Genomic DNA, 12,470 nt, shown 5'->3' on the forward strand with positions numbered 1-12,470 from the left:
GCCCACCGTACCGCGCGCCCATGAGAGCGGGCCCGGAGGATGCCCGCTCCGCTACCCTGGCCCGGTGATCGATATCAACATGCTCCGTGAGAATCCCGACCAGTTCCGCGCCTCGCAGGCCGCCCGCGGGGCCGACGAGTCCGTGGTGGACCGCGTGCTGGAGGCCGATGCCGCCCGCCGCTCCGCCATCACCGAGTACGAGACCCTGCGCGCCGAGCAGAAGTCCTTCGGCAAGAAGGTGGCCCAGGCCCAGGGCGAGGAGAAGCAGCGGCTGCTGGCGGAGGTCAAGGAGCTCGCCGATCGCGTCAAGGACGCCGACGCTCGGGCCGACGCCGCCCAGCGCAGCATCGACGAGCTGCTCCAGGCGCTGCCGAACCTGATCATCGAGGGCATCCCGTCCGGCGGCGAGGACGACTTCACCGTCCTCAAGCACGTCGGGGAGCCGCGCGACTTCGAGGCCGAGGGCTTCGAGCCCCGCGACCACCTGGAGATCGGCGAGCTCGTGGACGGCCTGGACATGGCCCGCGGCGCCAAGGTCGGCGGCTCCCGCTTCTACTTCCTCAAGCGCGACATCGCCCGCCTGGAGACCGCGCTGCTGCGCATGGGCCAGGACCTGGCCATGGACAACGACTTCATCGCCCTGACCACTCCCACCCTGGTGCGCCCGGAGATCATGGCGGGCACGGGCTTCGACGTCGAGCACGACGACGAGATCTACCGCCTGGAGAAGGACGACCTGTACCTGGTCGGCACCTCCGAGGTGGCGATCGCCGGCTACCACGCGGACGAGATCCTGGACCTGTCCGAGGGCCCGCTGCGCTACGCCGGGTGGTCGACCTGCTATCGCCGAGAGGCCGGCTCCGCGGGCAAGGACACCCGGGGCATCATCCGCGTGCACCAGTTCAACAAGCTGGAGATGTTCGTCTACTGCGCGCAGGACCAGGCCGAGGCCGAGCACGAGCGGCTGCTCGAGTGGGAGGAGCAGATGCTGCAGGCCTGCGGGCTGTCCTACCGCGTGATCGACACCGCGGCCGGCGATCTGGGCACGTCCGCGGCCCGCAAGTTCGACTGCGAGGCGTGGATCCCCACCCAGGGCCGCTACCGCGAGCTCACATCGACCTCGAACTGCACGACCTACCAGGCCCGCCGCCTCGGCATCCGCGAGCGCCTGGCGGACACCGCGGCAGAGGACGGCAAGGCCAGGAAGGGCGGCACCCGGACGGTCGCCACCCTCAACGGCACCCTGGCCACGACCCGCTGGCTCGTCGCGATCCTGGAGACCCACCAGCGGGCCGACGGCTCCGTCGTGATCCCGGAGGCGCTGCGCCCGTACATGCGCGGCCAGGAGGTCATCGAGGTCCGCTGAGGCCTCGGACCCTCGGACGGGGACCGGCATCCGGCCCGGCGTCGAGCGCCGGCCGGCGTTCGTGCGGTGAACGTCCTGTGAAGCGGCGGTCGTCGTGGCGACGGCCACGGCGGCCCGTCGCAGCGCTGTGGCAGAGTGCGGGGCATGACGCAGACCCAGCACTCCGGCATCGACGATCGGAAGCCCCAGCCGCAGGACCCCCAGCAGGATCCGCCGCACGCCCCGGACACGTCCACCCCGCCGTTCCCCGAGCCCGAGCGCGAGCCGGTCGGCAGCGACTGGGAGCTCGAGCCGGGGGTGCGCTACCTCGTGTGCCTGGACGTGGACGGCACGCTCGTGGACCACGACGGGCGCATGTCCCAGGAGGTCCTGGACGCTGCGCGGGCGGCCGCGGCGGCCGGGCACCACCTGGTGATCGCCACGGGGCGCTCGCGCGGGGCGACCCTGCCCGTGTGCGAGAAGCTCGGGCTGGCCACCGGGTACGCGGTCTCCTCCAACGGGGGCATCACGATGCACCTGTCGAGCGAGCACGAGGACTACCACCGCGTGATCGACGCGGTGACCTTCAACCCGGGGCCCGCGCTCGACGCCCTGGGCAAGGCTCTGCCCGCGGCCAAGTACGCGATCGAGACGGCCGACGGCAGCTTCTACTCGACGGAGCGCTTCCAGGACCGCTCCTTCGGGATCGAGGCCGTCCCCACGGATCTGCAGGGGCTGGCCGAGCTCGACGCCGTGCGCCTGGTCGTCTACAGCTCGCAGGACGAGCCCGAGGACTTCGCCGAGGCCATCGACCGCGCCGGGCTGCACGGCGTGGCCTACTCGGTGGGCTGGACCTCGTGGCTGGACGTCGCGGCCAACGGCGTCTCCAAGGCCAGCGCGCTGGAGCAGGTGCGCCGCAGCTTGGAGGTCGACCCCGCCCACACCGTGGCGATCGGCGACGGCCACAACGACATCGAGATGCTCGACTGGGCCGCCCGCGGGGTGGCCATGGGCCAGGCTCCCGACGAGGTCGTGGCCGTGGCCCGGGAGGTCACGACGAGCGTCTACCAGGACGGTGCCGCCCGCATCCTGCGCTCGCTGGTTCCGGCCGACTGAACGCGGGCCGGTGGGGCGCAGAGGGGCGGTTCCAGCTTCTGGGCAGAATCGATGCATTCTATAGTGCATCTAGCCGCAATGCGGGTATGTGTCTGCATGTGAATATGCCGATTCGGCATTTCTGGGGCTGAGCGCGCGGCGGGCCTAACGTGGGCGGGCGGGCCGACCGGCCCCGCTGCTCGGATCCGCTCCGATCTCGGCAGTCCCCGATCTGCCGGGAAGGCATCGCGTGTTCGACTATCTCGCTGAGCGCTGGCAGGTGATCCTGTTCTCCAGCTGGCAGCACCTGTGGCTCGTGGTGCAGTGCCTCGCGCTGGCCACCGTGATCGGCGTGGGCCTGGCCCTGCTGTGCTATCGCTCGCAGCGCCTGAGCAGCCTGGCCAACAGCGTCACCGCGATCGGCCTGACCATCCCGTCGTTCGCGCTCATCGGGCTCCTGGTCACGCCGCTGGGCTTCGGCATCGCCCCGGCCATCGTGGTGATCACCTTCTACGCCGCGCTGCCGATCCTGCGCAACGCCGTCGTGGGCCTCGCCGGCGTCCCGGCCACGACGGTCGAGTCGGCCCGCGGCATCGGCATGAGCCGCCTGTCCACCCTGCTGCGCGTCGAGCTGCCGATGGCCTGGCCCGTGATCCTCACCGGCATGCGGGTCTCGGGGCAGATGGTCATGGGCGTCGCGGCGATCGCCGCGTGGGTCCTGGGCCCCGGCCTGGGCGGTTTCATCTTCTCCGGGCTGTCCCGCCTCGGCGGCGCCAACGCCCTGGCCTCGGTGCTCACCGGCGTGATCGCCGTGGTCGTCGTGGCCCTCGTCCTCGATCTCCTGCTCGCCCTGCTCGGGCGCCTCACCACCTCGAGAGGTCTTCGTGTCTGAACAGCGCAGCACTGCAGAGAACGCCCCGTCCGGCGGACGGGGCCCCGACGGCCGCTCCGAGGTCACCGGCGTCCCGATCCTGCTCGACGGGGTCACCAAGCAGTACGGGCCCCGCTCGAACCCGGCCGTCGATCACCTGACCCTCGAGATCCCCGCGGGCTCGACCGTCATGTTCGTGGGCCCGTCCGGCTGCGGCAAGACGACGACCCTGAAGATGATCAACCGCCTCATCGAGCCCACCGAGGGCCGGATCGTGATCGACGGCGAGGACGTCACGACGATGAACGGCGACCAGCTGCGGCGTCGCATGGGCTACGTCATCCAGGCGGGCGGGCTCTTCCCGCACATGAGCGTGGCCGCCAACATCGGCCTGGTCCCGAAGTTGCTCGGCTGGGACCGCGGGCGCATCGCGCAGCGCGTCGACGAGCTTCTGGACCTGGTCTCCCTGGACCCGGAGCTGTACCGCGACCGCTATCCCAAGCAGCTCTCGGGCGGCCAGCAGCAGCGCGTGGGCGTGGCCCGGGCCCTGGCGGCCGACCCGCCCGTGCTGCTCATGGACGAGCCCTTCGGCGCCGTCGATCCCATCACGCGCGCTCGCCTCCAGGAGGAGATGATCTCCATCCAGCGCGAGCTGCAGAAGACCATCGTGATCGTCACCCACGACATCGACGAGGCAGTCAAGCTCGGCGACTGGGTCGTCGTCTTCGACGAGGGCGCTCGGATCCAGCAGTACGACCGCCCGGAGAAGCTGCTCTCCGAGCCGGCCAACGACTTCGTCGCGGACTTCGTGGGGTCGGGCGCCGGGCTCAAGGCGCTCGGGCTCTCGCGCGTGCGCGACATGCCGCGCCGCGAGGCCGTCGTGGTGCGAGCCCAGGACACCCCGCGGGCGGCGCTCGAGCGGGCGCGCGCCGCGGAGCACCGGCACGTCGTGGTGGTCGACGACTCCGGGCGCCCCCTGGCCTGGCCCTCGGTCGAGCAGCTCGCGAGGGCCGAGCGGCTGCCGGAGCGCTTCGACCCGCAGCTGCCGCTCGTCGGCGAGGACGCGACCCTCGAGGACGCCCTCAACACGATGCTCGTCTCGCGGCTGGGCGCAGGGCTGGTCGTCGGGGCCCGCGGGAGGTTCGAGGGCGTCGTCGACCTCGACGCGGTCATGGAGTCCCTCCAGGGCCAGCGCACCGCGGCCCGGGCCGGGGCGGCCCCGGTGGGCACCAATGCCGCCGAGGCCCGCGTGGAGCGCGACGAGGACACCGGCGAGATCCGCGTCATGGCCGCCGAGAGCACCGGGGGCTCCGGCTCAAGCGCCGCCGAGCCGCAGGGGGCACGGCGATGAGCGCGGCACCCGTCGGCACCGCGGCCGGGGTCGAGGCCGATCGGGGCGGGCGGCGCTCGCTGATCATCTACCCGATCGTCCTGCTGGCGCTGCTGGGCATCCTGCTGCTGTGGCTCGGCCAGGCGGATCTCACCGAGACCGAGCTGGTCACGCTGGCCCCGGGGCCCCTGCTCGCCGCGACGCTCGAGCACCTGCGCCTGACCGCGATCGCCACGGTGATCGTCCTGGTGATCGCGATCCCCCTGGGCATCCTGCTCACCCGCGCGCCCATGCGCCGCTGGACCGGGATCATCCTGGCGATCGCCAACATCGGCCAGGCGGCGCCGGCAGTCGGCCTGATCGTGCTGTTCGCGATGTGGATGGGCTTCGGCTCGACGGCCGCGATCGTGGCGCTGGTGGTCTACGCCGTCCTGCCGGTGCTGCGCAACACGATGGTCGGTCTGGACTCCGTGGACCGCTCCCTGGTGGAGGCCGGGCGCGGCATGGGGATGTCGGCGCTGTCCGTGCTGTGGCGCATCGAGCTGCCGCTTGCCGTCCCGCTGATGCTCGCGGGCATCCGCACCGCGCTCGTCCTGGTCGTCGGCACGGCGACCCTGGCGACCTTCGTCAGCGCCGGCGGGCTCGGCGTGGCCATCACGACCGGGGTGAACCTCGATCTCCCGCGCGTGCTGATCACCGGATCGATCCTGGTCTCGCTGCTCGCCCTGGCCATCGACTGGCTGGGCCGGGTCGTCGAGCACGTCGCACGCCCCAAGGGCCTGTGAGGCGGCCGTGGATGCCGCACGACAGCACCGGAACCGGACCGCGACAGCGGAGGGACGCATGACCAGCACCATCGCACCCGCCAGGGCGGACAGCCGCCGAGCCGGGCGACGCCGAAGGGCCCTGCCCGCCGCCTCGCTGGGCCTCGTGGCGGTCCTCGGGCTCAGCGGCTGCGGGCTCTCGCCGTCGGCCTCCTACGTCCCGCAGTTCGAGCCCGGCTCGATCGAGCCCGTCGACGGAGCCGAGGACGTCTCGGTCAACGTGGTGTCCAAGAACTTCACCGAGCAGCTCATCCTGGGCAAGATCCTGGTCCTGGCGGCCGAGGCCGGCGGGTACGACGTCACCGATCAGACGAACGTCCCCGGCTCGCAGCCCGTGCGGAAGATGATGGTCGAGGGGGAGGGCGATCTCACGATCGAGTACACCGGCACCGCGTGGATCACCTACATGGGGCACGAGGAGGGCATCCCCGATCCGCACGAGCAGTGGGAGGCCGTGGCCGAGGAGGACGAGGCCAACGACCTCGTGTGGGGTCCGCCGGCCACGTTCAACAACACCTACGCCCTGGCCGTGCGCTCGGAGTACGCCCAGGAGCACGGCCTGAGCACGATCTCCGACCTGCACGACCTGCCGGTCGAGGAGCGCACGCTGTGCGTGGAGGCCGAGTTCAACTCCCGCGCCGACGGCCTGAACCCCCTGCTGGAGCACTACGGCCTGGACCGCGACGGCCCCGAGATGCCCGACGACAACATCGGCATCTACGACACCGGTGCGATCTACACCGCCACCGACAACGGCGACTGCACCGTGGGCGAGGTCTTCGCGACCGACGGTCGCATCCTGTCCCTGGATCTCACGGTCCTCGAGGACGACCGGCAGTACTTCCCGGCTTACAACGGGTCGGCGGTCTACAACGGGCAGACGCTCGAGGAATCGCCCGAGCTGGCGGGGATCATGGACCAGATCATGCCCCGGCTCGACAACGAGACGCTCCAGGAGCTCAACGCACAGGTGGACGTGGAGGGGCGCGAGCCGGTGGACGTGGCCTACGACTGGATGGTCGAGGAGGGCTTCATCGCGGAGCCCGCCGCCGGCTGAGGCGCGCCGGGGAGGGCCCGGTCAGTCCTCGGGCGGCCAGAAGCGCGGCTCGATGTCGATCGAGCGGGCAATCAGCTCGTCCTCGAGCACCTCCCGGCAGATCAGCGGCAAGCGCAGGGAGCCGATCCGGTCGGTCTCGTCGAAGCACACGCGCATGTCCGCGAACCCCCGGCGGTAGCGCTGCAGGTCCCGGACCATGTCGACGATCTCGAGCAGCGCCTCCTGGCCGGCCAGCACCCAGAAGGTCTCCCGGTCCATCAGCTGGAACAGCCCGACGGCGCCGCCGGCGCGGGCGGTGTCCGCACCGGCGAAGGACGGCCGGACCACCCAGCCGCCGGAGTGCCCCTGCGCGGGGTCTGCGTCCCGCGCCGCGCCTCCCAGGAGGGGCGCGATGGGGTCGTACTCCCAGCAGCGGGCCTCCCGCAGCCACTGCGGGGGCTCCGGCACCAGGACGTCCGCGTCCGGCTCCCGCCAGTCCGCGGAGTCGTCGTCGAAGGCGGCCAGATGCAGGGTCTCCCAGAACCGGGGCAGCGGCAGATCCGCGCCCACGCTGTTGAGCAGGACGCCGTCCAGGCGCATGCCGCCGGTTGCGGCCACGGTCGTGGCGGTCTGGACCCGCATCCGATGCAGCATGCGGTCGATCTCCGCCAGATGCAGCGGCTCGCCGAGCACGACCGTGGCGCCCTGGTGCTCGAGCACATAGGGCACGCGCTGCGGGACCTCGTCCGATCGGCTCATCACACGGCACATGCAACCACAGCGGACCGACAGCACAAGGGGCGGCGATCGCCGCCCTCACGCGCCGCGCGGAGGCTGCGCAGCCTCCGCCGAGCGGCCGCGGCGGCCCGGCCCCGCGGACGACGACGGGCCCGCATCCCCGTCGGGGATGCGGGCCCGTGCGCGGATCCGGGCGAGAGGGGCTCAGTCCTTCTGCTCGGCCTCCGCGGCGGAGTCGTAGTGCGACTTCTCGAAGCGCTCCTGCGCCTCGCGGACCAGGCGCTCGGCCTCGTCCTTGCCGTCCCAGCCCTCGCCCTTGACCCACTTGTTGGCCTCGAGGTCCTTGTAGCGCTCGAAGAAGTGCTGGATCTCCTTCTGCTTGTAATCCATGATGTCGTCGAGACCCTGGATGTGGTCGTAGCGCTTGTCCGTGGACACGCACAGGATCTTGGCGTCGCCGCCGGCCTCGTCGGTCATGTTGAACACGGCCACTGGGCGGGCCTCGACGATCACGCCGGGCATGATCTCGACATCGAGCAGGACCATGGCGTCCAGCGGATCGCCGTCCTCGCCCAGGGTGTCCTCGAAATAGCCGTAGTGGGCGGGGTAGCCCATCGAGGTGAACAGCACGCGGTCCAGGCGGATGCGCCCGGTCTCGTGGTCGATCTCGTACTTCACGCGGGATCCCTTGGGGATCTCGATGGTGACGTCCAGCTCCATTGCTGCTCCTCGTGCTCCGTGGGTGCTGCTGCTCCGTTCGCATCTCAGAATAGCGGCCGGCGCCGTCCGGGCGCAGGTCGCGGGCGGCGGCGCGCGGGCCGGATCGGCACAATGGGGGCGTGAGCACCCCGCAGAGTCCCCGCGACGACCGGCGCGCCGGTTCCGGCCCGGAGCGCCCCCAGGCCCCGGATCGCCCCGACGCGCCGAGGCGCTCCCGGCGCAGCACGGGCGCGGCGGTCGTCGCCGCGCTGCTCGTGCTCGCGATCTCCGCCTCGCTCATCATCTCGGTCCCAGCCGCCTTCGGCGGGCCGGACGACGAGGCGGCCGTCGACCCGCCCCCGGTCGCGGTCCCCGCCCAGGACGCGCCCGGCGGCCCGCTGTCGCAGCAGACGCAGGACGGGATCCGCGCTGCGATCGACGGCTCGAGCTCCGGCGCCTCAGGGGTCCTGGTGCTGGATCCGGCCTCGGGCGAGGTGCTCTTCTCCGAGGGGGAGGGGGAGGCCCTGGTCCCGGCCTCCAACCAGAAGATCCTGACCCACTTCTCGCTGCTGCAGCACACGGGTCCGGATCAGCGCCTGGCCACGACGACGGTGGCCGGGCAGAGCCCGAACGACGTCGTGCTGGTGGCCGGCGGCGACACGCTGCTGGCCCCGGGCGAGGGCGATCCCGGCGCCGTCACGGGACGGGCGGGGATCGCCGATCTGGCGGCCTCGACCGCCGATGCCATGGGCGAGGACCTCGACCCCGGCCGGCCCGTGCGCGTGTCGAGGGACACGAGCATCTTCTCGGGCCCGGCGCTGAATCCCGCCTGGGCGCCCGGCGACATCGAGGCGCAGGAGATCGGGGAGATCAGCCCGATGGCCTTCGGGTCGCACCACGTGCCGGGGCAGGAGGGCGCCTACGACCCCGATCCGGTCGGCTCCGTGGCCGGGGCCTTCGAGGACGAGCTCGAGCGCGAGCTCGCAGAGCGGACGGGCCGGGACGTGCAGGTGGAGCCCGGCGACGACGTCGACACCGCCGCCGATCCGCTGCGGCCCGCGGATCAGCAGGAGGGCGTCGCGGAGCTCGCGCGGGTGGAGTCGGCCCCCGTCCAGGAGCAGGCCGGGCGGATGATGCGCGAGTCCGACAACCGCCTGGCCGAGGCGCTGGGCCGCGTGGCCGCCCGCTCGGCCGGGCACGACGGCAGCATCGAGGGCTCCCGACAGGCCGCGCACGAGGCCGTCGCCGCGACCCTGGGCCAGGGGGCCGCCGACGGACTCGAGATCGCGGACGCCTCCGGCATGACCATGGACGACCGCGTGAGCGCGGAGGTCCTGGGCGGGCTGCTCCAGAAGGCCGCCGCCGACGAGTCGGGCCGGTACGCCCCCATGATCGAGGCCTTCCCGGTGGGCGGGATCTCCGGGACCCTCTCCGAGCGCTTCGACGACCCCGAGGAGGCCGACGGGCGCGGAGTGACCCGCGCCAAGACGGGCACCCTCAACGTGGTCGCCGCCCTGTCCGGGCAGACCATCCGTGGCAGCGGGGCCCCGGCGGTCGTGGTGGTCCTCCTCGACGACGTCGAGGACGCCGACGCGGCCCGCGATGCCGCCGACCGCATCCATGCGCTCGTGGCCTCCGACGGCGCCTGAGCCTCCCGCTGCGCTGTCGCACGGGTGTGATGACATGGCCGCATGAGCACCCCTGACAAGCCCACGAGCTCCCCGCGCTCCGGCCTGATCGACTGGCCGGCGGCCGCGCGGATCGCCGCGCGCACCGCACCGCCGGGCCCCACCCCGGAACCGGCGCAGCTGCGGGAGGCCGTCGCCTCCATCCGCCGCCATGCGGAGGACGCGGTGCACCATGTCCACGGCATCTCCGGGCTGGAGGCCGCCCGCGGCCTCGATGACGCCCCCGTGGTGGTCGTGGACCGGGCCGGCTGGGCGACGGCCAACACCGCGACGTTCGAGCTGCTGCTGGAGCCGGCGCTCACCGAGCTGCGCCGCCTCCGGGGGGACCGGATGGGCCGCGGCATGAACGCCGAGCTCGTCCAGGCGGTCGGCGCCCGCGCGGCAGCGGCCGAGGCCGGCGGGCTCATGGCCTACCTCTCGACCAAGGTCCTCGGCCAGTACGACCCCTATGCCGGGCTGGTCTCCGAGCGCAGCGCGCAGCGCTTCCCGGGAGGGAGGCTCATGGTGGTCGCCCCGAACATCCTGCAGGTCGAGCAGGAGCTTAACGTCGAGCCCGAGGACTTCCGGCTGTGGGTCTGCCTGCACGAGCAGACCCATCGGGTGCAGTTCGCGGCCGCGCCGTGGCTGCGCGATCACATGATCCGGGACATGCGGGAGCTGACGGTCTCGCTGTCCGGCAGCCCCGACGCCTTCCGGAAGCGGCTCTCGGCCGCGGGCTCCGCCGCGGGCTCCGCCGCGGGCCGGGCGGTCAGGCGCATGCGCAGCGGGCAGGAGGAGCCGCGCGAGACCGGCACCTCGCTGCTGGGACCGCTCGGGGCGGCCCTGGACGAGCGCGAACGGGAGATGCTCGAGCGCACGACCGCGGTCATGAGCCTGCTGGAGGGCCATGCCAACTGGGTCATGGACGGCGTGGACGCCTCGATCGTCCCGTCCGTCAAGACGATCCGCCGGCGCTTCGAGCGCCGGGCCGATCTGCGGGGCCCGGTCGATCGTGCGATCCGCCGCCTCCTGGGCCTCGAGGCCAAGGCCGCGCAGTACGTTCAGGGCCAGCGCTTCGTCTCGGAGGTCGTCGAGGCCGCGGGCCGAGAGGGGTTCAACCTCGTGTGGGACTCACCCCGGAACCTGCCCACGGCCAGGGAGATCGCCCACCCCCGGGAATGGGTCGAGCGGGTCGCGGCCACATGAGAGGACGGGGCGGCCGTCGCACGTCGTGACCTTTCTGTGACATGATTGCAAAAGTGAGCACCGAGAACATCGACCAGCAGATCAAGCTGTACGGCCAGCCCCTCTCCGAGCGCTTCGGGGCCGTCGTGGGGGCCTACGGCATCACCCAGCGACGCCTCGCGGAGGTCCTGGGGCTGTCCGCGCCCATGCTCTCGCAGCTGAACTCCGGCCGCCGGATCAAGATCGGCAATCCCGCCGTCTACGAGCGCCTCGTGATGCTCGAGCAGCGCGCCGGCACCTCGGACATCGAGAAGGTCCTCACCGAGGTCGAGCAGTCGCAGCCGGTGCTGACCACCACCCAGATCCAGACCGGCATCCACGGCGAGTCCAACGCCGTGTCCGCACTGGCCTCCGTGGTCCCCCTGGCCGAGCTCGAGGCCGCCCTCGAATCCCTCGGCGCGCAGACGCCGACCCTGTCCAAGGTGATCGAGCTCGCCGCGCGCGAGGCCCGGCACCACGACTCCGCGGCAGGGCTGAGCTGACCCAGCACGGACGACGCGGCCGCCTGTCACCGGACGTGGCCCGCGCGCGGAGAGAGGTGCTCAGCGCCGTCCGCGCCCTCGGCCACGACCCCGCCGCAGACGACGGTCCGCTGCTCGTGGGCCTCTCCGGCGGCCCCGACTCCCTGGCCCTCGCGGCGGCCGCAGCCCACTGGGCGCGCCGCGGGGAGCTGCGCGTGGGCGCGGTCGTCGTGGACCACGGGCTGCAGCCCGGCTCGGACCGGGTGGCCGCCCGCGCGGCCGAGCAGGCCCGGGACCTGGGGCTGGATCCCGTCGAGATCCGCCCCGTCGAGGTCCGGGACCGCGGCGAGGGCCCGGAGGCCGCCGCCCGGGCGGCGCGCTTCGCGGCCCTGCATGCCGCTGCCGCGGAGCACGGTGCACGGGCCGTCCTGCTCGGGCACACACTGGACGATCAGGCGGAGTCGGTGCTGCTCGGGCTGGCCCGCGGCTCCGGCACCCGATCGCTGTCGGGCATGCCCCGGCAGCGCAGCCAGGGCCCCGTGCCCGTGCTGCGTCCGCTGCTCGGGCTGCGCCGCCGCCAGACCGAGGCCGTGTGCGCGGCCGAGCAGCTCGAGCCGTGGCACGACCCCGCGAACGCCGACGAGTCGATGCTGCGCGCCCGTGTGCGCCGCACCGTCCTGCCGGAGCTCGAGCGGCAGCTGGGCCCCGGGGTCGCGGAGGCGCTGGCCCGCACGGCCGAGATCCTCGGCCCCGATGCCGAGCTGCTCGAGCAGCAGTCCCGGTCCGTGCTCGAGCGGGCGCTCGCAGCTGCTCCCGGCCCGGATCCCGGCGAGGGTGCGCCGGCGGACCCGGTCCTCGTCCTGTCGCTGGAGGTCCTGCAGTCCGAGCCCGCGCCCCTGGTGCGCCGCGCCCTGGCGCGGGCCTGCACGGACCTGGGCGCGGAGCGCCCCACGTTCGAGCGCCTGAGCGCTCTGGCCGAGCTGGCCCGCGGGCGAGGGGAGGCCGGGCCCGTGCAGATGGCGGGTAAGGTGGCCGCGTACAGGCGCCGGCCCCGTCGCGGCGGCCGCGGTGCAGGCACGCTCGAGCTGATCCTGCAGCGCTGAGCGGCCCCTCGTCCGCCGCGCTGCGAGGACGTCCGGACGGCCGCCGTCGTCGCGAC

General features: G+C 72.9%; 12 protein-coding genes. 10 read left to right on the forward strand and 2 right to left on the reverse strand.

Features of this window, described 5'->3' with window-relative positions:
* Positions 1–64 precede the first annotated feature (64 nt).
* From serS to FSY66_RS10740, 6 genes are all read left to right on the forward strand, one after another.
* Positions 65–1,366, forward strand: coding sequence for a serine--tRNA ligase (gene serS / locus FSY66_RS10715; protein WP_144794774.1), 1,302 nt, complete (start codon positions 65–67; stop codon positions 1,364–1,366).
* Positions 1,367–1,510: 144 nt separating this feature from the next.
* Positions 1,511–2,461: an HAD family hydrolase gene (locus tag FSY66_RS10720; RefSeq protein ID WP_144794776.1), complete on the forward strand. Its 951-nt coding sequence runs from the start codon at positions 1,511–1,513 to the stop codon at positions 2,459–2,461.
* Between the two features lie 229 nt (positions 2,462–2,690).
* Positions 2,691–3,332 carry an ABC transporter permease gene (locus FSY66_RS10725; RefSeq protein ID WP_144794778.1) on the forward strand — a complete coding sequence of 214 codons (642 nt, stop codon included), beginning with the start codon at positions 2,691–2,693 and terminating at the stop codon, positions 3,330–3,332.
* Positions 3,325–4,662: an ABC transporter ATP-binding protein gene (locus FSY66_RS10730; RefSeq protein WP_144794780.1), complete on the forward strand. Its 1,338-nt coding sequence runs from the start codon at positions 3,325–3,327 to the stop codon at positions 4,660–4,662. Before FSY66_RS10725 ends, FSY66_RS10730 begins: the two co-directional genes overlap by 8 nt.
* Complete coding sequence (locus tag FSY66_RS10735) at positions 4,659–5,426, forward strand: ABC transporter permease (protein ID WP_144794782.1); 768 nt, start codon at positions 4,659–4,661, stop codon at positions 5,424–5,426. The genes FSY66_RS10730 and FSY66_RS10735 overlap by 4 nt, the downstream gene beginning before the upstream one ends.
* 58 nt (positions 5,427–5,484) lie before the next feature.
* The gene (locus tag FSY66_RS10740) at positions 5,485–6,522 is read left to right on the forward strand and encodes a glycine betaine ABC transporter substrate-binding protein (RefSeq protein WP_144794784.1); all 1,038 of its coding nucleotides are present in this window, start codon (positions 5,485–5,487) and stop codon (positions 6,520–6,522) included.
* Positions 6,523–6,543: 21 nt separating this feature from the next.
* Here FSY66_RS10740 and FSY66_RS10745 read toward each other — a convergent pair whose 3' ends face one another.
* Both FSY66_RS10745 and FSY66_RS10750 read right to left on the reverse strand, forming a co-directional pair.
* On the reverse strand, positions 6,544–7,260 hold the full coding sequence (locus FSY66_RS10745; protein ID WP_144794786.1) for a hypothetical protein: 717 nt from the start codon (positions 7,258–7,260) through the stop codon (positions 6,544–6,546).
* 183 nt (positions 7,261–7,443) lie between these two features.
* Positions 7,444–7,959, reverse strand: coding sequence for an inorganic diphosphatase (locus FSY66_RS10750; protein ID WP_144794788.1), 516 nt, complete (start codon positions 7,957–7,959; stop codon positions 7,444–7,446).
* Positions 7,960–8,078: 119 nt separating this feature from the next.
* Here FSY66_RS10750 and FSY66_RS10755 point away from each other — a divergent pair, with 119 nt between their 5' ends.
* The 4 genes from FSY66_RS10755 to tilS are packed head-to-tail and all read left to right on the forward strand — an operon-like array spanning position 8,079 to position 12,414.
* Complete coding sequence (locus tag FSY66_RS10755; protein ID WP_144794790.1) at positions 8,079–9,587, forward strand: D-alanyl-D-alanine carboxypeptidase; 1,509 nt, start codon at positions 8,079–8,081, stop codon at positions 9,585–9,587.
* Positions 9,588–9,629: 42 nt separating this feature from the next.
* Complete coding sequence (locus FSY66_RS10760) at positions 9,630–10,811, forward strand: zinc-dependent metalloprotease (protein ID WP_144794792.1); 1,182 nt, start codon at positions 9,630–9,632, stop codon at positions 10,809–10,811.
* A 53-nt stretch (positions 10,812–10,864) separates the two neighbouring features.
* A complete protein-coding gene (locus tag FSY66_RS10765) occupies positions 10,865–11,332 on the forward strand; it encodes a DNA-binding protein (RefSeq protein WP_144794794.1) in 468 nt (155 codons plus the stop codon).
* A gap of 56 nt (positions 11,333–11,388) precedes the next feature.
* Positions 11,389–12,414 carry a tRNA lysidine(34) synthetase TilS gene (tilS, locus tag FSY66_RS10770; protein WP_260853654.1) on the forward strand — a complete coding sequence of 342 codons (1,026 nt, stop codon included), beginning with the start codon at positions 11,389–11,391 and terminating at the stop codon, positions 12,412–12,414.
* Positions 12,415–12,470: the final 56 nt, after the last annotated feature.

This window comes from Kocuria palustris, from assembly GCF_007666205.1.
GTDB classification, from domain to species: domain Bacteria; phylum Actinomycetota; class Actinomycetes; order Actinomycetales; family Micrococcaceae; genus Kocuria; species Kocuria palustris_A.